The sequence below is a fragment of the Wenzhouxiangella sp. YN1 genome (assembly GCF_056324145.1).
This window is the reverse complement of sequence record NZ_JBJNIO010000085.1, coordinates 1-20,894: the sequence shown is the minus strand read 5'-3', so window position 1 is coordinate 20,894 and position 20,894 is coordinate 1. Positions and strand designations below refer to the sequence as shown.

Annotated in this window: 20 protein-coding genes and 1 tRNA gene; 4 read left to right on the top strand and 17 right to left on the bottom strand. The window is 62.7% G+C overall.

Annotation, left to right across the window (positions count from 1 at the left end; translation table 11 throughout):
* Nucleotides 1–28: 28 nt before the first annotated feature.
* Complete coding sequence (locus tag ACEWQZ_RS00855) at nucleotides 29–403, bottom strand: PepSY domain-containing protein (protein ID WP_476481178.1); 375 nt, start codon at nucleotides 401–403, stop codon at nucleotides 29–31.
* Nucleotides 404–580: 177 nt separating this feature from the next.
* Between ACEWQZ_RS00855 and ACEWQZ_RS00850 the strand changes: the two genes are divergently transcribed.
* Both ACEWQZ_RS00850 and ACEWQZ_RS00845 read left to right on the top strand, forming a co-directional pair.
* On the top strand, nucleotides 581–1,240 hold the full coding sequence (locus tag ACEWQZ_RS00850) for a response regulator (protein WP_476481177.1): 660 nt from the start codon (nucleotides 581–583) through the stop codon (nucleotides 1,238–1,240).
* A complete protein-coding gene (locus ACEWQZ_RS00845) occupies nucleotides 1,237–2,556 on the top strand; it encodes a sensor histidine kinase (RefSeq protein ID WP_476481176.1) in 1,320 nt (439 codons plus the stop codon). The genes ACEWQZ_RS00850 and ACEWQZ_RS00845 overlap by 4 nt, the downstream gene beginning before the upstream one ends.
* Nucleotides 2,557–2,603: 47 nt before the next feature.
* Here the strand turns inward: ACEWQZ_RS00845 and ACEWQZ_RS00840 are convergent, their stop codons facing one another.
* The 8 genes from ACEWQZ_RS00840 to ACEWQZ_RS00805 form a co-directional block, all read right to left on the bottom strand.
* A complete protein-coding gene (locus tag ACEWQZ_RS00840; protein ID WP_476481175.1) occupies nucleotides 2,604–3,491 on the bottom strand; it encodes a DNA ligase in 888 nt (295 codons plus the stop codon).
* 176 nt (nucleotides 3,492–3,667) lie between these two features.
* The gene (locus ACEWQZ_RS00835) at nucleotides 3,668–4,771 is read right to left on the bottom strand and encodes a nucleotidyl transferase AbiEii/AbiGii toxin family protein (RefSeq protein ID WP_476481174.1); all 1,104 of its coding nucleotides are present in this window, start codon (nucleotides 4,769–4,771) and stop codon (nucleotides 3,668–3,670) included.
* Nucleotides 4,761–5,609, bottom strand: a complete 849-nt coding sequence (locus ACEWQZ_RS00830; RefSeq protein WP_476481173.1) for a type IV toxin-antitoxin system AbiEi family antitoxin domain-containing protein — start codon at nucleotides 5,607–5,609, stop codon at nucleotides 4,761–4,763. Before ACEWQZ_RS00830 ends, ACEWQZ_RS00835 begins: the two co-directional genes overlap by 11 nt.
* A gap of 256 nt (nucleotides 5,610–5,865) precedes the next feature.
* Nucleotides 5,866–6,123 (bottom strand): antitoxin Xre/MbcA/ParS toxin-binding domain-containing protein, encoded by a 258-nt coding sequence (locus ACEWQZ_RS00825; protein ID WP_476481206.1) that lies wholly within the window; start codon nucleotides 6,121–6,123, stop codon nucleotides 5,866–5,868.
* 11 nt (nucleotides 6,124–6,134) lie between these two features.
* The gene (locus ACEWQZ_RS00820) at nucleotides 6,135–6,566 is read right to left on the bottom strand and encodes a hypothetical protein (RefSeq protein WP_476481172.1); all 432 of its coding nucleotides are present in this window, start codon (nucleotides 6,564–6,566) and stop codon (nucleotides 6,135–6,137) included.
* Nucleotides 6,567–6,838: 272 nt separating this feature from the next.
* Nucleotides 6,839–7,201 (bottom strand): hypothetical protein, encoded by a 363-nt coding sequence (locus ACEWQZ_RS00815; protein WP_476481171.1) that lies wholly within the window; start codon nucleotides 7,199–7,201, stop codon nucleotides 6,839–6,841.
* A 25-nt stretch (nucleotides 7,202–7,226) separates the two neighbouring features.
* Complete coding sequence (locus ACEWQZ_RS00810; RefSeq protein WP_476481170.1) at nucleotides 7,227–7,925, bottom strand: hypothetical protein; 699 nt, start codon at nucleotides 7,923–7,925, stop codon at nucleotides 7,227–7,229.
* Nucleotides 7,926–8,120: 195 nt separating this feature from the next.
* Nucleotides 8,121–9,284 carry an IS4 family transposase gene (locus tag ACEWQZ_RS00805; RefSeq protein ID WP_476481169.1) on the bottom strand — a complete coding sequence of 388 codons (1,164 nt, stop codon included), beginning with the start codon at nucleotides 9,282–9,284 and terminating at the stop codon, nucleotides 8,121–8,123.
* 242 nt (nucleotides 9,285–9,526) lie between these two features.
* On the opposite strand from ACEWQZ_RS00805, the gene ACEWQZ_RS00800 reads away from it, so the two are divergent.
* Nucleotides 9,527–10,687, top strand: coding sequence for an IS256 family transposase (locus tag ACEWQZ_RS00800; protein ID WP_476481168.1), 1,161 nt, complete (start codon nucleotides 9,527–9,529; stop codon nucleotides 10,685–10,687).
* 23 nt (nucleotides 10,688–10,710) lie between these two features.
* Here ACEWQZ_RS00800 and ACEWQZ_RS00795 read toward each other — a convergent pair whose 3' ends face one another.
* The 8 genes from ACEWQZ_RS00795 to ACEWQZ_RS00760 form a co-directional block, all read right to left on the bottom strand.
* Nucleotides 10,711–10,878: a hypothetical protein gene (locus ACEWQZ_RS00795; protein WP_476481167.1), complete on the bottom strand. Its 168-nt coding sequence runs from the start codon at nucleotides 10,876–10,878 to the stop codon at nucleotides 10,711–10,713.
* A gap of 512 nt (nucleotides 10,879–11,390) precedes the next feature.
* Nucleotides 11,391–11,466: transfer RNA gene (locus ACEWQZ_RS00790), tRNA-Thr, on the bottom strand.
* 61 nt (nucleotides 11,467–11,527) lie between these two features.
* Entirely contained in the window at nucleotides 11,528–14,629 is a 3,102-nt protein-coding gene (locus tag ACEWQZ_RS00785) for an efflux RND transporter permease subunit (protein ID WP_476481166.1), read from the bottom strand.
* Nucleotides 14,626–15,750 carry an efflux RND transporter periplasmic adaptor subunit gene (locus ACEWQZ_RS00780; RefSeq protein WP_476481165.1) on the bottom strand — a complete coding sequence of 375 codons (1,125 nt, stop codon included), beginning with the start codon at nucleotides 15,748–15,750 and terminating at the stop codon, nucleotides 14,626–14,628. The genes ACEWQZ_RS00785 and ACEWQZ_RS00780 overlap by 4 nt, the downstream gene beginning before the upstream one ends.
* A 79-nt stretch (nucleotides 15,751–15,829) precedes the next feature.
* Complete coding sequence (locus tag ACEWQZ_RS00775) at nucleotides 15,830–16,423, bottom strand: TetR/AcrR family transcriptional regulator (RefSeq protein ID WP_476481205.1); 594 nt, start codon at nucleotides 16,421–16,423, stop codon at nucleotides 15,830–15,832.
* Between the two features lie 326 nt (nucleotides 16,424–16,749).
* Entirely contained in the window at nucleotides 16,750–19,452 is a 2,703-nt protein-coding gene (gene ppc / locus ACEWQZ_RS00770) for a phosphoenolpyruvate carboxylase (RefSeq protein WP_476481164.1), read from the bottom strand.
* Nucleotides 19,453–19,695: 243 nt separating this feature from the next.
* On the bottom strand, nucleotides 19,696–19,983 hold the full coding sequence (locus ACEWQZ_RS00765) for a HigA family addiction module antitoxin (protein ID WP_476481204.1): 288 nt from the start codon (nucleotides 19,981–19,983) through the stop codon (nucleotides 19,696–19,698).
* Between the two features lie 10 nt (nucleotides 19,984–19,993).
* Nucleotides 19,994–20,272 (bottom strand): type II toxin-antitoxin system RelE/ParE family toxin, encoded by a 279-nt coding sequence (locus ACEWQZ_RS00760; protein WP_476481163.1) that lies wholly within the window; start codon nucleotides 20,270–20,272, stop codon nucleotides 19,994–19,996.
* Between the two features lie 271 nt (nucleotides 20,273–20,543).
* Here ACEWQZ_RS00760 and ACEWQZ_RS00755 point away from each other — a divergent pair.
* Nucleotides 20,544–20,894 (top strand): transposase (locus ACEWQZ_RS00755; RefSeq protein ID WP_476481162.1); only part of this gene is annotated, 351 nt, incomplete at its 3' end.

The following is a 20,894-nucleotide window of genomic DNA, read 5'->3' as shown; positions in this document are numbered from 1 at the left end:
GCGAGCGTCAATACCCGCCGCGGTCGGATTACTCGATCCGAGCCGTCGGGCGGTTGTCGGATTCGCTGTTATCGGCGCTGGAAGGCTTCATGGCAGCGCCATCGGACTTTGCCTTGTCGCTGCCGTAACGATAATCTATCTCCAGCTTTCTGATCTGGAGCGTATCGGGCGCATACTCGGCCTCGATTTCGTTGCCATCGGCGTCGGTGGCCTTGATTTCGTAGCAGCCATCGTCGACCTTGATGCGATGAATATTCCAGTCCGGATGTTGCTGTTCGAGCTGCTGGCGCAGCGTCTCGCGCGGCTGCCAGTCGGCCATGGGCACATTGCAGTCGTCATCGGCGAAGGCGGCTGAGGTGGTGGCCAGCAGTAGCAGTGCGGCGGCAGTCATTGTACGGTGCATGATTGGGCTCCTTTTCCTCTGAACGAGGCGCCACCATAACGCGGTTTTCTGACAGCAAGCTGAACACCCGTAACCCGCGCGGCTCAAGGGACAGGCAGTTTCGATACCAGACAATTCAGGTCAACGTCAGGTTCAGCGAGTAGCATGGCGACGGAATGATGAGCACAAGAGGCGCTCGTGCGAATATTGCTGGTTGAAGACGCCGCGCAGCTCGGCGAGGCCGTGCGCGAACAGATCATCGACGATGGCCATGCGGTCGACTGGGTGCAGTGCCTGCGCCACGCCGAGGCGAGCGCTCGCTCTACCGCCTACGATCTGATCCTGCTCGATTTGATATTGCCCGATGGGCACGGTCTCGACTTCCTGCGCCGGCAGCGTGATGTTGGCAAAAGCACGCCGGTGATCATCCTGACCGCGCGCGACCAGATCTCCGATCGCGTTGCCGGGCTCGACGCCGGCGCCGACGATTATCTGGTCAAACCCTTCGATCTGACGGAGCTGTCGGCACGCATCGCGGCCGTGGCGCGGCGCTACAGCGGCGACCCCAATCCCCTCAAGCAGGTGGCCGACCTCGAGATCGATCTATCGAAACACAGCATCCGCAGCGACGGGCGGGCGATCGACTTGACAGCGCGCGAGTGGGCGCTGTTCGAGGCCTTCGTGCAGCGCCCGGGAGCGCTGCTGTCGAAGGCACAGCTCGAAGACCGCCTCTATGCCTTCGGTGCCGAGGTCGAGAGCAACACCATCGAGGTCTATGTCAGCCGCCTGCGCAAGAAGCTGGGACGCGAGCGAATCGAGACGGTGCGCGGCATGGGCTATCGGCTGGCTGACAAATGAGTGGCCGTTACAGTCTGCAGCGCCGGCTCGGGATCGGCCTGACGCTTGTCATGACGCTGCTGTGGCTGATCGCCGCGGTCGCCGGCGGTCTGATCGTGCGCCACAGCCTGGACAAGGAGCTCGACAGCGCTCTGGAGGCGACCGCTGAGCGCATTCTGCCGCTTGCCGTGGTCGAAATCATGAACCGCGACAATCCTGATATGCCGCAACAGATCGCCTCGCTGCGCGCACGCCAGGAGCATCTTGCCTACCAGGTGCGCGATGCCGCCGGCAACACGCTGCTGCGCGCGCGCAATGTCGATGCAGGAATCTTTGCCGAGCGCCCGCGCCGCGGCTTCTACACCACCGCAACCCACCGGATCTACGGCGCGGCGGCCGTCAGCGACACCCTGTTCGTCGAGGTCGCCGAACCGCTGGCCTATCGCCGGCGCGCGACAATCGAGGCCAGCACCTCCCTGCTCCTGCCGCTGATCGTACTGGTGCCGCTGAGCCTGGTCGGCATCTGGCTTTTGATCGGCAACAGCCTGCGCAGCGTTCTGGCCTACCGGCGCGCGGTCGCGACCCGCGGCCCGGGGGATCTTTCACCAATCGCCGGCGAGCGCCTGCCGAGCGAGATCCTGCCTATTGCCGAGGCAGTCAACGAACTGATGGAGCGGCTGCGCCGCACTCTCGAGGCCGAGCGCAGCTTTACCGCCAACAGCGCCCATGAGCTGCGCACGCCCCTGGCCGAAGCGCTCGCCCAGACTCAGCGCCTGCAACGGCAGGCCCCGGCCGGCCCGCTACAGGAAAGAGCGGCCCGCATCGAGCAATCCCTGCGCGGCCTTTCGCGCCTGTCGGAAAAGCTGATGCAGCTCGCAAGAGCCGAAGGCGGCGGCCTGCTCGCGCCGGCGCCGCAGGATGTCGCGCCGATCCTCGAGACCCTGATCGACGATTACCGCAGCGCCGGCGAACGCGTTCATCTGACGCTGCCATCGTCAGGCGCCGTCGAGTCCATCATCGATCCGGACGCACTCGCAATCCTTGTGCGCAACCTCATCGAGAATGCCCTGAAACACGGCACGGCCGATCAGCCCGTCGAGGTCGAGCTTGACGCCGATGGCCTGCTGAGCGTAATCAATGCCGGCCCGATAGTGCCCGCCGCACAGCTCGAACACCTGACCGAGCGCTTTAGGCGAGCGCACAGCACAGCCGACGGAGCCGGCCTCGGCCTGGCGATTGCCAATGCGATCGCCACCGGGGTCGGCACTACTCTGACCCTCACCTCACCAGCGCCCGAGCGAGCCGACGGTTTCTCCGCCACCTTCAAACTGCCCTGATCCAGATCGACGCCGCCGGCCCGGGGCTTCCCGACGAGCTTGCCGGGTCAAGGATCGGTTTGCGGCTCGTCATCGCGCACCCTGAGAAAGCTGGCGAAGCGCGGCAGGCCGGTTGCCGTGTAACCCCGGTAGCGGAATGTGATCAGGCTGCCAATGGCCGGCGGATGGCGCCGATCGGTGTCCGCAAAACCGGTGCCGATGCGAAACCGGCGGCCATTGTCCAGTTCGACCTCCAGTGAGCCCATCATGCCCCGGTACTTTCCCTTTCCGGGCAAATGGCGAACGACGGTGGCCTCTGCATCCTGATGGGTCTTGACCTTGAGCAGATCATCGGAGCGGCCGGCCTGATAGAGGCTCGCCTTGCGCTTGAGCATCAGCCCTTCTGCACCGTTGGCCACGGCTTCGGCAAGCTGCGCCATCAACGCCGCGTGGCTTGCAACCGGGCGCTGCTCGACCAGAGCCAGATAGCAAGCGCCCGATGTCTCCACCAGTTCTTCGAGCTGACGGTAACGCTGTTCAAACGGCGTGTCCCGGCCAGGCTGGTCAAACACATGGAAACGCACCTGGCGCCACTCGCTGTCGATCGGTTGACGCTTGCGCACCACGCCCGATAATTCGGCAAAGCGCTGCCGGCCGCTCCACAGCTCGCCGTCGAGCGGCTGGTCTGGAAAATCTTCGGTGAACCAGTCCGGCGCGGCGTACACATTCCCGCCGCGGGACCAGAACTTCTCGCCGTCCCAGTAGGCCCGGACGCCATCCAGTTTTTCGCTGACCCAGTAGGCCTGAAGGTCCACTCCGGGGTGATAGACATTGGCCAGTGGCAGGGCCGGTGCCTGTGCGTTGTCGGGTCCGGAAGCGAGGGCGGATGACAGCAGACAAATCAGGCTCAGCGCCAGAAGCAAGGATCTGGATTGACCGGTTTTTTGGTGTGGCATGTCCATTGGCCCCGCTTGCCTTGGATGTATGTATTCTGGATCAGGCCGGGAGCCCTGTCCAATGACGCATGAACCTGAACGAGCTGCGTATTTCCAACGACAAGTGAGCCTGAAGGTCGGTCCAACTGCAGGAAGAATCAGCTCGACCCGACAGCCCTCCTTCTGCCAGCACGGAATCAGGCAAGCATGGCTGCGGCGGAGACATTGCTGCGCGGCCTGCGGCCGCTTGCCCTTCGGTCTGCCGCTGCGCTCCAGCGATTGCTCGGCAAGCCTCGAAAGTCGAACCGAATCCCATAACGATTCAGCCTAAGTCGAGTAGCTAATCCAGTAATGGATTCGCTACTCGACTTAGGCGCGGCTGTGCTTCGCAGCACTTCCTGGAGTGCTTCACGCTGAGCGGCGTGCTTGTCCGGATTCGCTTCCATCAATCGTCGAACATTGTGTAGCTTCCACCTGACCGCTGGCAGCTCTGCGGCATGCGCGAGTTCGATGATAGAAAAGTCGGGTGTGGCGTCGTGCAGCGACAGCAGAAACTCTGTGGCTTTGATATCGAGTCTCGATCGGACATCGTCGATCAGCCGACTTCGCGTGTCGCACAGGTCCTCGAGCGCCACCGGATTACGGGTCATGCCTGCAAACTCCTGTCGATAACGCTGCTCGAGGTCGTTGGCACGGGGATCAAGCAGTTCGTGCGGCGGACGATTTGAGCTCGCTAAGTACACCAGAAAGGCGCGGAACAGGTCGTCGGTCAGCCCTTCGTTGTCATACAACAGCTTCACGTCGAACAGATCTCGTGGGTGCTGACGATCCAGAGCGGCGTGCAGTTTGCCGCCAAAAAGATCCTCGAAAGACACCACCTGACTTTCAGCGTAGCCGTAGCGATCCTGAACAGCCTCGCTGACCTCCCGCAATTCAGGCTCATGGACGACACCACGCATCACAGGCGAGGTCCCGATCTTGATCTCAGCGCTGCCAAGCCAGGCAAGAATTCGGGTCTCGCTGCCACCGCCGCCGGCCGCACGTCGTGCCTGTGCACCGCTGATCGTTCGCTCGATGCCTGTGGCAATCCGGTCCAGGGCCGCATCGATTTCAGCAAGGCTGGCGTCACGGGTCCGGATCGGGAGATAAGTCAGGTCGATGTCAATGGACAGACGAGGTAGGTCACGGTAGAAGAGGTTGATGGCTGTTCCACCCTTCAGCGCGAAAACCCGCTCCTCGGCGACGACCGGCAGGATGCGAACCAGCAGCTGAACCTGCGCAACATATGCGTCAGTTCCCATCCCTGCCCTCATTTCCGGCTCCTGCAAACGCCTCGGGCACAACGATGCGGTAGCGCGGGTGGATCCGGCCGCCTTTCACCAGGGCCCGATCACCACGCCCGAGATCGAAAACTTCGGGATTGACCCGTTTTCGCCAGGCATGGCCGTGGCGATCGGCAAATACGAAGAACAGTCGTCTGACTTTGATCTTCCTGCAGTCATTCAGCAGCGAAGACAGGAGTTTGGGACGCAGGGTCGTCAGCCCTTCGAACACCATATCCAGGTTATGGAAGCTCTCACGGTCCGGGAGTTCATCCAGGGCTTCCAGTACGGCACGCTCCGGCCCGGACATCCTGATTGCCCAATCCCATGGGGGGATCCCGCTACTCCCCGGGCCCTGCTCACTTCGGGCTTCCGTCAACCCCATTTCGGGATCTGTAAACAAGCGCTGATTGCGGATTTCGAGCGGCGCATCCAGAGACAGCTTTTTCGGCCAGCTCGGAAGTTGGGAGCCGTAGAGATAGACCGGCGCCTTGTCGCCAAGCGCCAGGTAATGGCTGTAGCCCTGAAGTGTCAAGGCCGTCATTCCCCCCACATGGACGGGGTAGCGCATGATGTGCTGCACGGAAAGCACACAACTCTTCCAATCGACTTTCTCCGACGACCGGGAGTTCGGAGCCGGACGACGAAAGACGCCGTGAGCAAGACGTTCCAGCCAGCCCTGCTTAACGTAGTCATAGGCCGACCGGCGCCCGATACCATTGGCCTCCAGCCAAGCAGAATCCACGATAAATCCAGGCGGCACAGCCTCCAGCAGAGCCTTTACGTTTCCGTATTTTTGTCCGTTCATAACGGACATATTAACAGTTCTCTAAAGGCTACGCCGGGGCACACTTTAACGTTCTGACTATTAGTCCACTATAGCCGGACAAATGCGGATGACGCTAAAGGCACCGAGGGTGCTGATACGAGTACGGCGGATCCGGGCGGCCAACTTGGAGAGCCGGCACCAACTTTGTCCCGGGTCGCCCGCTGCCGCCTCGCGGACGGTCATCGCCGAAGACAGCATGTCCATGTAATCCACGACAGCTTCGGCTGCCGGTTCGATTCCACCATCAGGCGGCCACGCCGTGGGCGATCCGGCCGAGCAGATCCTCGACCTCGCGCGCGCCAGTTTCGGTGACCGCGAATTCCGCCGGCGGGGCGCCGCCTAGACTCCGGTTGGGCGTGCTCATCCATTTGCTAGCGTCACATTTGCTGCCGAGAACGTCTGCGGCCCCACCGTACAAACCTGCGGGCCGGACAAACCGGTCCGACTCGTCGGCGGTGAAACGGCCGCTGCGTTTTCGCCGCTGAAAGGTACTGGAGGAGATACGGAGCGCTTTTAGCAGCAGGGTTCAAACGGCGTGTCCCCGCCAGGCTGATCAAATACATGGAAACGCACCTGGCGCCACTCGCTGTCGATCGGTTGACGCTTGCGCACCACGCCCGATAATTCGGCAAAGCGCTGCCGGCCGCTCCACAGCTCGCCGTCGAGCGGCTGGTCCGGAAAACCCTCCGTAAACCAGTCCGGCGCGGCGTACACATTCCCGCCGCGGGACCAGAGCTTCTCACCGTCCCAGTATGCCCGGACGCCATCCAGTTTTTCGCTGACCCAGTAGGCCTGAAGGTCCACGCCGGGGTGATAGACATTGGCCAGCGGCAAGGCCGGTGCCTGTGCCGTGCCGGGTCCGGAAGCGAGGGCGGATGACAGCAGACAAATCAGGCTCAGCGCCAGAAGCAAGGATCTGGATTGACCGATTTCTTGGTGTGGCATGTCCATTGGTCCCGCTTGCCCTGAAAACCCCTCGGCGATGTTTCGCGTCGGGGTTGAGCCTAGCTCGGACTATTCATGACCCAACCTACTACGACGACCCCAAGCCCCGCATCCGCGCCGTTTCGCTCGGTCGCGCATCCTCACCGTACAGGCGAGTACGATTCCGGTCCGCTCGGTCGCGAAGCGCCCCGGCTACGGGACCTGGAGCCGTCTCGCGACGGCCGGGTCATGAATAGTCCGAGCTGGCGGGTTTCAACGCCGCGGCTGGCGGCTCACCACCAGGTACCGTCATCCCAGTTGCCCTGGTTCCAGATCAGCGCATCTGCGCCGGCGGTGCCGCTGGCGTTGCTTAGGTGACAGGACTGGCCGCTCGGTTGCGTCTGTACGTTGACCGCCCACGACGTGCCGGGTGGCACGCTGGTGGCAAAATCGTACGCGCCGCTGTTGTGAATGGCGTGGCTCTCGCTGATGCTGCCTGCGGCCAGGTGCAGCACCAGGCCGGTGCCGGTCAGACCGCTGACCGTGCCGCCGATCTGGCAGCACTGTTCAAAGCGGTCGGCGAAGATGCGATCGCCCGCCCCGGCCAGGCTCGGGGCCAGCAGCGCGGTGAGGCAAACAATGACAAGAGGTTTCATGGTGCTCTCCCGGTGTCGTGCAGCGTCAATAGTCTTCAAACAGGCTGCCGGCGGCCCAGTCGGAAGTGCCGAGAGCGCTGCGGTTGTGGCCTCCGCTGACGGACGAGTAATCCCCGCTGGCTGTGTTTGCATAGCCGCCGCCGACGGACGAGTAATACCCGCTGGGTGTGTTGTAGCTGCCGCCGCTGACGGAGGAGTATTCCCCGCTGGCTGTGTTGTAGCTGCCGCCGCTGACGGACGAGTACTGCCCGCTGGCTTTGTTCCCCGAGCCGCCGCTGACGGACGAGTAATACTCGCTGGGTGTGTTGAACCGGCCGCCGCTGACGGACGAGTAATACCCGCTGGCTGTGTTGTCAACGCCGCCGCTGACGGAGGCCGAAGTTCCGTTGATCACGTTACCTCGTCCGGCAACAAAGCCGCCGTATCGCGAAAAGGCATTGGCTAAGCCTACTACCAGGTTGTGCGAGCCGCTGCGCTGGTTGGCGCCCCAGATTTCGCCATTGCTCTCGCAGTCGGTCTGGTTGTCGTACCAGCCATCGGAACAGAACTCGATGCCCGATGAATCTGTTTCGTTGTAGCCAACCATCAGATTGCCCAGGCCGTTGATGGTGTCGGTGGTGCCCTGGCCGTTGACCACCTGGACATTGACGGCCTCGAAACGGGCGGTGGGCTGGCTGGTGACCGGGTCGGTCACCAGTGCCAGCTTGCCGTCCAGCGCCAACACGGAGTTGCCCTGCACAGCGGCCAGATCGCTTTGCAGGCTGGCGATGGTGCTGGCCTGATTGCTGACCGTGCCCTCCAGACTGGTGATGGTGCCCTGCTGGGCGAGCAGTTGCTGATGGAGGTAGTCGATCTGATTCTGCAGCGCGGCGAAGTTGGCATTGAGTTAGTGCACCATCTCACTAGTGTCCGACAGAATTCACAATAATTTCAATTGGTTGGCTCCACAGGTGCCTTCTTGAGGCAACCCCGGATCCATAAGCAGCTGATTCAACGGAACATTTTCGAATGGAGTCACGCTCAGAATCTGTAGCATTGAGTGCAGGGAAAGTGGAATGACGAGTTGCTTTTTCGCGATCGCAACCAGCAGATAGGTGGCTATGGCGATCCAGATCTGACACTTCACGGCGTTCTCCGAACGCCCAAAGAACTGGTTGATGCGAAGATGCTGCTTGATCCACTTGAAGAATAGTTCGACTTGCCATCGGCTCCGATAAAGATCGCAGACCGTCTGTGCGGTGATCTCGAAGTTGTTGGTCAGAAAGACCAGTGTCTTGCCAGTCTCCGGGTCTTTCAGGCGTACCCTTCGAAGCAACTTGGGATAAGCCTTTTTGGAGTAGAAGCCGGTCAGCCTGATTTTTTGATCGCAGATCAATCCAGTCGTTTTGTCGACTGGCTGTGAGTTGACCCGTTTGAACTTCAGGGGCTTCTTTGCGCGAGTAACGAAGAAGGCGCCGGCCTTGTTGATGGTGAACAATCGCTGGAAATCGACGTAGGCGCGGTCCATGACATAGAAAGCACCAGTTTCTGGGTCGAACAAGTCGAGAATGTTGACATCGTGCAGCAGACCGTCGGAAACCAGTATGAATGCTGGGATAGCGCCCCTGAGGTCGAGCAGCGTATGAATCTTGACTGCAGCCTTGGTCTCTCGATAATCGGCCCAGGGAAACAGCGACAGGCACAAACTGATCGTCGTGGAATCGAGGGCATAGACCGTTCCCTCGAGGTCCAGTCCGAGATCCTCTTTGGCATAAAGCCGGCGAGCGGTGCCGATCAACGACTGTGCAAACTCTGCGTAGATGCGCCAGTCGCGACTTTCGTTGGCATCGGCCACGTTGGAGCGAGTGATATTGCCCCGGATGCCCATGTGATAGAGCTTGGAAGGTTGGGCCAACAAACAGCCCTCGATATCGCGCAGACTTCGCCGGTAGGTCAGTTGAGCGAAGGCCATGCACAAGAACTGATCCCGACACCGGAATGTACGAGCATTGAAGTCGCCGTTGTACTTGGTTACCAGGCGCCGAAAAGTATGCCAGGGCGCAAACTCCATGAGCTGGGAGAACACCAGTTTTCCCGCATACATCAGCTTTCCTCGAGCAAATCTGGAAAGCCTGGACTGGTTCAGTACTCAAGTTCAAGTCGGTGACACCCCGAAATACGCATAAATCATAGATGGATCAGGAAGTTACTGGAAATGGCACACAAATCTGTCGGACACTAGTGGCACCATCTGTTCTGTAATTTCGGTGGCCCTGGATTGAGGTAGGCCACCGGCTTATCCTTTCGTCGGAGTTTTCGACGACACAGACGAAAAGGAATCAACCGATGACCTACCAAGTAGAGGATAGCGCTCTTGAGCACATTTTTGAACTGCTGGCCAACGAAGGATTCGACGGCATGGGTGAGGCGCTTGGCGTGCTGCTCAACGAGATGATGAAGCTCGAGCGCGGTCACCACCTGCGTGCCGGCCCGTACCAACGCACCGAACAGCGCCAGGGCTATGCCAACGGCTTCAAGCCCAAGCGGGTCAAGACCCGCATCGGTGAGCTGGATCTGGCCGTGCCGCAGACGCGCGCTGCGGATTTCTACCCGAGCTGCCTGGAAAAAGGCCTGAAGTCGGAGCGTGCCCTTCGGATGGCGCTTGCCGAGGCCTACGTTCAGGGCGTGTCGACGCGCAAGATGGCGCGCTTGAGCGAGGAGCTGTGCGGCATCGAGGTCAGCTCCAGCGAAGTCAGCCGGGCGGCCAGTGCGCTCGACGAGACGCTCTCGGCGTGGCGGAACCGGCCCTTGGGCGCGATGCCCTACGTCTATCTGGACGCGCGCTACGAGAAGGTCCGCCACGGCGGCCGGGTGGTCGACTGCGCGGTGTTGCTCGGCATCGGCGTCGATGATCAGGGCAAGCGCAGTGTGCTCGGGGTCTCGGTGGCGCTGTCGGAGCAGGAAGTGCACTGGCGCGAGTTCCTGTCGGGCCTGAAGGATCGGGGCCTGCACGCCATGGAATTGTTCATCTCCGATGCGCACGAGGGCTTGAAGGCCGCCCGCAAGGCAGTCTTCCCCGCCGTGCCGTGGCAGCGCTGTCAGTTCCACGTGCAGCAAAATGCCCAGAAATACGTGCCGCGCCAGTCGATGAAGCGAGAGGTTGCCGAAGCCATCCGCAGCGTCTTCAACGCGCTCAACCGCCAGGAAGCCGACCGTCAGCTTGATCTGCTGATCGTGGCTTACCGGGAAAGGGCGCCCAAGCTCGCCGAGTGGGCTGAAAAGGCCATTCCGGAGGCCTTGACCGTGTTCGAGTTCCCCGAACCCCATCGACGCCGGATACGGACCAGCAACATGGTCGAGCGCCTGAACAAGGAGCTCAAGCGACGAACGGCTGTGGCGACGCTGTTCCCGAATGAAGGCAGCTGCCTGAGGCTGGTCTCAGCCGTTGCCATGGAAATCTCCGACGAGTGGGAGACCGGACGGGTCTACCTCACGATGGAGCAATAGTGCCGATGGAAGGATAGGCAAATTTACAGAACAGGGGTTGCTTTATCGGCATTGACCTCGCCGGCCTTCGCCGGCGTTTGCGGGCTGAAGTCATGGGGAACATCGAACGGTGGCGGGTTGGCCGCCCACGCGCCGATGGCGACCAGCGACAGACCCAGAACAATGATGAAAAACAGAAGTTTGCGTTGCATGACGATGTCTCCGTTGCGCAAGTGATGCGGCCCCCAAACGGGCCCGGATACTTTACAAATACGCAATCGCGCGGGAAATATGGCCAAAAAACCCGGAAATTGTTCGCAAGCGCTTGTTTCTAACCCGGGCATTGCCCCAAAAAGCATCGGCACAGGCTTTGACCATAAACATCACCGTGTTTTCAACGCTTTCCAGGGGGCTGCGCGACGATCCCTTGATGCAAACGGCGCTGGGACCCGGGGCGGCTCACTGCCGCTGGCCGAAATCCCGGATAACATTGGCGCCCGCATGCTCAATACAGTCAAGGCCGCGGGCCCTTACGCTCGCGCGTTTGACAGATCATCTTGTCCGACCATCGCACTGGGAGTGCGTGGCGAGCGCGAAGGTCATGCTCGTGAAGAGCGGGCTCGATTTGGGCCCGTTTTGGCCCGTTTTGGGCACGGGACGAAAGCTCCGCGCTAAGAAAGCGGGAAGATTTCTCTAAAACAACTTATAAATCAGGGGGTTGGGATGGTGCCGGTGGACGGAGTCGAACCGCCGACCCACGCATTACGAATGCGTTGCTCTACCAACTGAGCTACACCGGCGCCGGGGAGCGGTGGATTATACCGATTTGCATGGGATTTGCACAGGCCGCCGGGCGGATCGTCAGTGCGCGGCATGCGGCGTCGCGAATCGCTGCCTCAGGTTTTCCAGCAGCACGAACAGGGTCGGCACGACTACCATGGTCAGCACGGTGGCGGTGATGATGCCACCGATAATGACGGTGGCTATCGGCGAGAAGCGTTCGGCGCCCACGGCCATTTCCATGGCCAGCGGCAACATTCCGGCGATGGTCGACAGTGCGGTCATGAGGATTGGCCGCAGGCGCGTGACCACGGCCACACCCACGGCGCGCGCCGGGCTCGCCCCCGTCTGGACGCGCTGGCGCGCCAGGTCGAGCAGGATGATGGAGTTGTTGACCACGATGCCGACGAGCAGAATGATGCCCAGCAGCGCCGACATCGACACGTATTTGTCGGCCAGCAGCAGCGCCGAGGCCACGCCGATGAACTGCAGCGGGATGGCCGCCATGATGGTGATCGGATGGGCGAAGCTGGAGAACTGGATGACGAGCAACAGATAAACAGCCAGGGCCGAGAGCATCAGCGCTCGCAGCATGCGCTGCCGGGCTTCGCTGAAGTCCTGCTGCTCGCCGACGAGCATCGGCGCCGGCCCCGCGGTTGCCTCGAAGCCCGGCAGGCGTTCGGCAACGTCGGCGACGACGGCCGACAAGGGCCGGCCGGAGTGGTAGCCCAGGATTTCCAGAGTGCGCGTGCCGTTCTCGCGAGTCAGGATACGTGGCCCGACCGTCTGTTCGAACGAGGCTACTTCGCGCAGCGGCACGCTGCCGGCGGGTGTGGGCAGCACGATGCTCTCCAGGTCGTCGAGCTGGTTTCGCTGGTCGCTGCGGTAACGAACCACGACATCCAGGTCGCGTCTTGGCGGCTGGCGATAGCTGGTGGCAACGTGGCCATCGACGGCGCGGTGCACGCTGGCGGCCGTTCGCCGGGCGCTCAGGCCAAGCTCGCTGATCCGTTCTTCGTCGAGCTGCACGCGGATTTCCGGCGTATCGAGCGACCAGTCCTTGTACAGATCGGTGATGCCGGGAATGCCCTGCAGATGTTCCAGCAGTTGCGTGGCGGCGGCGTCAAGTTCCTGCGGGTCATGGCCGGACAGGCGCACGACCACCGGCGCGGCCGTGCTGCTGCGCGCCGTACCGCCCATTTCAATGGGTACGCCGAGCATGATGCCGGGCGTGCGCTCGAGCGCTTGTCGGACTTCGTCCATGATGTCCCACTGGCTGAGCTTGCGGTCGGTGCGCGGCACGAGGGTCACGGTCACCTCGGCCTGGTTGGCGCTCATGGCGCCGCGCTGGCCCATCGAGCGTGCGCCGGGTTCGTGCCCGACACGAATGCCGACATCGAGCACTTCCGCGCGCCCCACCAGCAGATCATCAACCACGTCCAGGCTCGCCATGGTCTGTTCTACCGGCGTGCCCGGCACGGTATCGACAATGACCTGAAAACTGCCGGAATCGAAACGCGGCAGCATCTCGCTGCCGATCAGACGCAGCATCCCCACGCTGGCGACCAACAGCAAGGCAGCCGTAGCCAGAGTCAGCGCCGGGTGGCGCAAGGCGATCCACAGCGCCGCCAGATAACCGTGGCGCGTGGCCTTGAGCGCGCGTTCCAGAACACCCGATATCGCGCCAACCGGCTTGTCCGGGTCGGCGGGCTTGAGCCACCACACCGCCAGCAGGGGAATCAGGGTGACCGCGACCAGAAACGACGATCCCAGGGCAAAAGCCAGCGTCAGGGCCAGCGGACCAAACAGCTCGCCGATGAAGCCGCCCATGAAGATCAGGGGAACGAGCACGCCCAGCGTGGTCAGCGAGCCGCCCAGCTTGGCGCCCAGAATTTCGCCGGTGCCCTCGATCGCGGCCCGGCGGGGATCCAGGCCCAGCTCGTCGAGATGCCGATGGATGTTCTCCAGAATCACGATGCCGTCGTCGACCAGCAGGCCGATGGCCAGAATCAGCGCCGACATGGTCACCATGTTCAAATCCAGGCCAGCCATCTGCATGAGCATGAACGCGCTCAGGAAGGCGGCGGGAATCGAAAGCGCGATGATGATCGCCTGCCGCCATTCGGCCAAAAACAGCAAGACGATGGCCATGGTCAGGCCGACGGCGACCATCACCGTGAACGTCATGTCGGAGATGACCGCCTCGGTGAACTCGGAATCGTCGTCGGCAATGGCCAGATCCAGCTCCGGCAGCTCGGCTGCCAGTTCCTTAACGGCCTGGCGAACCCGCCCTGCCACTTCCACCGTGTTGGCATCGTCGCGCCTGAGCACCTGCACGGCGATCGCGTCGCGCCCGTTGTAGCGATAGGCCGAGCGCGTTTCGCCCGGCAGCAGGTCGACATCGGCCACGTCGCGAAGCCTAACGAAACGACTGCCATCTGCCTTGAGCACGATACGTTCGGCATCCTCGGCCGAGGCCAGCGGTGCGTCGAAGCGCACCACGGCTTCGCTGTCGCCGCTGTCGATGCGGCCGCCCGGAGCGCTCAGGTTCCAGTCGTCGAGCGCGGCCATCACCTGGTCAGTGGACAGGCCCGCCGCATCCAGGCGGTCACGATCGACGGCAACGTGCAGTTCCAGCTTGTGCCCGCCGAAGATATCCACGACGGCGACGCCGGTAACCCGTTCGAGCCGTTCACGCACCGCATTGTCGGCCAGTTCCCGAACCTGCTCGATCGGCAGGCTGCCCGAGGACGCGGCCAGGGTGATGATCGGCTTGTCGGCGGTGGAAAATTCGAGCACCTGCGGCTCGTCTATGGCCGCGGGCAGGTCGTGCCGGATCCGGCCGATCGCATTCTGCACGTCGACGGCGGCCAGCGCCGAGGTCGTCTCGAAGTTGAACTCGGCGCGCACCACCGACAGCCCCGCCTGACTGGTCGAGCTCAGCCGGGTCATGCCGTCGAGGCTGGCGAACTCTTCCTCCAGCAGGCGGGTGAGGTCGTTGTCGACGTCGACTGCGGCCATGCCGGGATAGGCGGTGATGACAGTGACCGTGGGCGGATCGGTGTCGGGAAACAGGCGCACGGGAAGCTCGTAGCGCGCCTGCAGGCCGAGCACCAGCACGGCCACGATCAGCGAAATGACCACGTGGCGATGGTCGAGCACCCACTGCGGCCAGCGATTCATGCCGACGGCCCGCCCTCGGCCACATGAATGGCTGCGCCGTCGCGCAGGCGCGGATCGGCCGTGACGATCACCTGCTGACCGGCCTCCAGACCCGCCCGGACATGGACGCGGCCCTGGCCGGTTTCGCCGGTGTCGATGGCGCGACGCCGAGCATGGCCACCTTCGGCAACAAACACCCAGTCGGCGCCATGTTCGCTGTGCACGGCCTGGGCCGGCAGGGTCAGCACGTGATCATACGCTCCGATTCGTGCATGCACTACCGCGGCCATGCCAGCCTGTATTCCATCGGCCGCCGGCAGCAACACCGCGATAGTGGCGTTGCGGGTGGCGTCATCCAGCGCCGGGTAAATGCGGTCGATGCGCCCTTCCCAGTCCCGATCCAGCGCCGGCACGCGCACGGCCACCGGCAGCCCTTCGTGAAGGGCGGGAACATCATTCTGGGCGACCTGAGCCTCCGCCTTGAGGGTATCGTCGGCTACCAGCTCGAGCACCGGGCTTCCCGCCCGGGCCAGCTCACCATGCTGGACATGCAGGCGCTGAATGGTGCCGGCAAAAGGCGCCTTGCCAATGGTGTAGGACAGGCGCGTTTCGACCAGCGAGCGGTTGGCCTCGGCCTCGCGTCGCTGGGCGCGCAGCGAATCCACCCGCTGAGCCGCCTCGTCGAGCAGTTTCTCGGGGGTGAGCTTGCGTTCATACAGGTCGCGCTGGCGGGAAAGCTCCCGGCGGGCGGTCGTCAGCTCGCCGTCCAGGCGCTCGAGTACCGCATCCAGCCTTTCCCTTTCCGAGCGCAATTCGCTGTCGTCGAGCCGATATACGGTCTCGCCCGGCGCGACATGCTGCCCTTCCCGAAACGGCAGTTCTTCAACCGCGGCCGTCCATTGGGCAGACAGGGTGGCCCGATCATCGACCGCGATCTGCCCGCGCCAGGTTCGCTCGACGGCAAAGGGGCCCGCCGCCACGGTTTCAACCCGCACGGCAATGGGTGGTGCCGCCCTCGGCGGTTCCGGGGCAACGGTTTCACGATATTTGTCCAGCGCAGCCCAGATGATCAGGATAAAAAGCGCGAGAGTCGCGGCCAGCGCAACAGCGCGCGCCGGGGTGATCTTGCTGATGCGCTTCACCGGTTCACCTCGGAAGGATGAGTCATTGCAACGATATTCTTTAGCAAGTACTTGCTTTCCACGTCATTCAAAAAAAAACTCACTCCGCACGCAGCGCTGGCTCGAGCAGACGCCAGATGGCGGGGCCCTGCCCGGCGAGGTCAAATTCGAAGTCGCTGACGGACCAGCGAATGATGGTGCCCTGAACAAGCGCAAGAGTCATCCGGCCTGTCTCGTCGGAGTCCAGATCGGCACGAAAGATACCGGCCTCCACCCCGTCCCGAATCACCTCAGCTACGGTCGCCGTATAGGCCTGCATGATGCGCCTGACCGACTGCTTCAGCCGCGTGTTCTCCTGGTGCAGGCGCTCGGAGAAAAGCAGCCTGGGCAGGCCCTTGTGGCCCGCCACGAATTCAAGCTGCTTTTCCAGCAGCCCGCGCAGGCGCTCGTCGGCCGGGCCGGTGCTTGTCGCCATGCCGCTTACAACACCAAGCATCTGGCGGGCAATCCATTCGAATACCGCCTCCAGAATGCTCTCGCGGTTCTTGAAGTGCCGAAACACCGTCGGCTGAGCGATACCCACCCGGTCAGCGATGGCCTGAGCGGTGATCTGCCGGCCGCCAGGTTCGGCGGCCAGATCGACCACCGCTTCGACGATCTCCTGCCGCCGCTGCTCACCGCTTTTTCGCACCACGACTCCCGCAAAGCTAGTACTTGCTTGCAAGTGTAATCCAATTGCTCAACGCGAGCAAGCACGCAACTCAACCGGTATTGCGCGGTCGTCCGTCGGGGACGTAGCCCCGACCTACCACGTTGTTGCCCGGGTAGTGCCGGCCCACGCACCGCGTCGCGGTTACATCCGCGACGGACGAGGTGCCGGATCAACACCGACGCCGGCCATGCGTGTCCCGGCCCGGCCACGTCGTCCGTCGGGGACGTAGCCCCGACCAACCCACGCTGTTGTCCGGACGGCGCCGGAGGGGCCTGCCCTGCTCCGTCATTGGGAATGATTCCGCGCGCTCAGCCGGTATTGCGCAGCCCTTGGGCAATGCCGTGAACGCTGTCGATCAGAGCCAGCTCCAGCGCTTCATCCCTGGATCCGCCGGCGCGCCAGAGCTTGAGCAGTTCCACCTGGGTAAAGCTCATCGGGTCGACATAAGGATTGCGCAGCAGGATCGAGCGCTTGAGGGTGAGATCGTTGTCGAGCAGTTGCTTCTGGCCGAGGATGCGGCAGATCATCTCGCGGGTACGGGCAAACTCGGCTTCGATGGTCGGGAAATAGCGCTCGCCCAGCTCGCCGGCCAGGGCGGCGTAGTGGCGGCCGATACCGATATCGGCCTTCGCCATGGCCATTTCGGCGTCAGACAGCAGGTTGGAGAAGAACAGCCATTCGCGCGCCATTTCCTCGACCTGATCGAACCCGACCTCGTCGACCAGGCGCGCAAGCCCGGTACCCAGGCCGTACCAGCCCGGCAGGCCCTGACGCGACTGGCCCCAGGCGAACACCCAGGGAATGGCGCGCAGGCCAGAGATGCCGACCTTTTTTGCCCGCGAGGCCGGCCGCGAGCCGATGCGCATGCGCTCGATCACGTCGATGGGCGTGGCCAGGCGGAAGTAGTCGCTGAAGTCGTCGCTGCCGTAGACCAAATCACGGTACGCGCTGCGCGAATAATCGGCCAGCTTCGTCATGGCCCGGCGCCAGGGGCCCTGTTCGGTGTCGGGGTCGTGCTCGAGAAAGCCGGCCTGGATGACCGCGCCGGTGGTCTGCTCGAGGTTGCGCACCGCAATCGTGCGAAAGCCGTACTTGCGATGAATGACCTCGCCCTGCTCGGTCATGCGCAGGCGCCCGCCGACCGAGCCGACCGGGGCGGCCAGCACGGCGCGCGGGGTCTTGCCGCCGCCGCGGCCCACGGTGCCGCCGCGGCCGTGGAAGAACGTGACTTTCACGTCGTGCGCGTTGAACAGCGCCAGCAGCTTGCGCTGAGCCTCCTGCAGCGACCAGCGCGAGGCGACCATGCCGCCGTCCTTGTTGGAGTCCGAATAGCCGATCATGATGGTCTGGCGGTTGCCGCGCTGGGCGAGCAGCTTGCGCCACACCTCGAGGCCCAGCAGTCCATCCATCACACCTTCGGCCGCCACCAGATCGTCGACGGTCTCGAACAGCGGCACGATATCGAGGCCGTGGCGCTCGACGCCCGCAGCCCGGGCCACGAACCACGCCGCGAGAATGTCGTCGGCGTTGCGGCTCATCGAAATGATCACGGTGGTGATCGCACGGGCGCCGAATCTTTCATGCGCCCGGGCGGCGGCGGCCAGAAGATTGAAAACCGGATGGTCGGCGCGCGATTGCCGCCCGTCGGGTATATCGCCCCCGGCCACCGCGTCGGTCAGGTAACGCGTTCGCTCTTCCGGCTCGCGCTCGGGCCACTGGCGATCGCCGATCAGCTCGGCCACCGCCTCGTGCAGATCACCCGAGTCGATGCGCAGATCGAGCGCCGCCAGATGAAAGCCGAAGATATCGACGCGGCGCAGCAAGCGCTCGACCGGAAACAGGCCGGCGCGCCGGCCCCGGTTGGCCTCCAGGCTGGCAACAATCAGCTCAAGATCGTCGGCAAACTCGTCGACGTGGCCGTAAGCATCTTTACCATCATCCAGAGTGGCCGCAAGCCGGGCCTCGATCAGATACAGCAGCACCCGATAGGGCATTTCGGCATGGCGCGCGGGAATCGCCTCGGCCGCCTGGGCCAGGCGCCTGCGGTAGTCGGCCATGCGCTCGCGCACCGCGGCGCTGACGGCCACGCGCACGTCGGTCTGGCTGAGCAGCCGGTTGAGCCGGCGCACTTCTTCAAGATAGTTGCCAATCACCTGGCGGCGCTGCTCGGTAAGCGTTTCCATCACCGTCTCGCCGGTGACGTTGGGGTTGCCGTCCATATCACCGCCCACCCAGGACCCGAAGCGCAGCACGGAAGGCAGATCGCCCGGCCACAGATCCTTGCCCCAGGCGCGGGTGGCGGCCTCGGCCAGGTTTTCATGCAGCACCGGCGCGACCCGATAGAGCACGTTGGCCAGATAGTAATGCGCGTGCTCGGCCTCGTCGGCCACCGTGGGGCGCGTGCGCGACTGCTCGGCCGTCTGCCAGGCAATGGTCTGCTCCATGCGCACGCGGTCGATCAGCCGCTTGGCAACGTTGCGCGGCAGGCTCGGATCCAGCCGCTCGATCAGATAACCGGCCATGCGCTGTTCCTTCTCGAGCACGGAACGGCGCGTCGCCTCGGTGGGATGAGCGGTAAAGACCGGCTCGATCAGAAGACCGTCGAGGCGCGACCGGATCGCTTCCCAGCCGTGGCCTTCCCCGGCGAGCTTTTCGAACACGTCGGCCAGCGAATCGGGCTGCACCCCCTCCCCGGCCGCCAGATACTCGCGCCGGCGGCGAATCCGATGCACCTGCTCGGCCAGGTTGACCATGCGAAACCAGGCGGAAAAAGCACGCACGAAGGCGCTGGCCTCGTCGGCATCGTCAATACGACACTGCGCGAGCAAAGCCGAACCGTCATCCTCTCCCACGCGGCGGTCAATCGCCGCCGAGCGCGCCGTCTCCACACGCTCGAACAGCGCACCCCCACACTGCTCGCGCAAAAGCTCCCCGATCATGGCTCCGAGCAGGCTGACATCGTCACGCAGGGCCTGGTGTTCAGGTGGGAAGTCGATTTCTTCGCGTTTCATGGGGAAGAGCCTGTTTTGATCAGGCAGTCATGATAGCGGATGAGCGGGAAATGTGACGCTCGAGCGTTTATATGAAACTTGGGGGCGGCGTAGCAAAGCGCCCCCTGAAACCCTCAGTCAGGCAACAACTTACCGTTGCACTGTAGTTGAAACCAAGCATCAAAAAGCCCGCTATCACCGGTGACAAAACCGGAGCAAAATAGAGAGTTTGGCATCCGATGCATGGCTTGGTAATGCGCTGTTTCAGGCTGCAACAAGCTTCTTCACGTTGAGCTCCCTGCGATGTTGCTCGGCATGCCAGAGCTCATATTGGGACTGCTGATTCAGCCAGCTTTGTGCAGAGGTATCAAACGCGATAGAGAGCCGGATAGCCATCTCGGGACTGATACCGGCCTTGCCGTTCAACACGGCACTTAAAGTCTTGCGGCTAACGCCCAATGCCTCTGCAGCCGCCGTGACGGAGAGGCCGAGTGGCTCAAGACAAAGCTCTCGCAACACTTCACCAGGATGGGGAGGATTGTGCATCAACATTGACGGTACCTCAGTGATAATCTTCATAGTTCACAATCTCGGCATCTCCATCCTCGAATCGGAAGGTCACTCGCCAGTTACCGCTAACGGTGACTGACCAGATGCCGGCGCGATTGCCGGAGAGTTCGTGCAATCGAAGGCCCGGCAAGTCCATGTCTTTGGCATCCGATGCTGCGTTTAATCTACCGAGAACAAGTCGAAGCCTTTTTTCGTGAGCGGCCTGAATCCCTGCGGTGCTGCCGGACTTGAAAAATTTGGCCAAGCCCTTGTGTTTAAAGCTTCGTATCACCCGCCTAGTGTAACCAGTAACGCATCAGGTGTCAATGCACATAATCGGAATAGCGAGACAACTTGCGATGCCTCCCTCCCACGCCAGGGGCATACGCAGCGTATCCACGTATCCAGCCGTATCAAGGGCACCCACGATCCGCAGGAAATCCCCCCACAGCTCGACGGGGCAATCTCCGGATTGGCGGGCATCTCCCTGTGTGTCAACATCCCTCCCAACAGTACCTGATCGGTTTTATCTGTAACATTCAGGGCGCTTACGGAGCGAAGAGATGTCTGATTCCAACGAAGTTGTCACCGACCCGCGCCTTGAGAAGCGTACCCGACGCCGGTTTAGCGTAACCGAGAAGAAGCGGCTGCTGGCCGAAGCCGATGCCCTGCCGCACGGCGAGAAGGGCGCCTGGCTTCGCCGCAAGGGGCTGTATGCCGGTCAGCTGTCAACCTGGCGCAAGGATCTGGCCGAGCACGGCGAGGCCGGTGTGGCTGCGCGACAGCCGGGCCGCAAGCCCGCCGATCCCCGGGACAAGGAGCTCGAGCGCCTGAAGAAGGCCAATGCCAAGCTGGAGAAGCGCGCCTACGTGGCCGAGCAACTGGTCGATCTCCAAAAAAAAGTCTTGCACCTG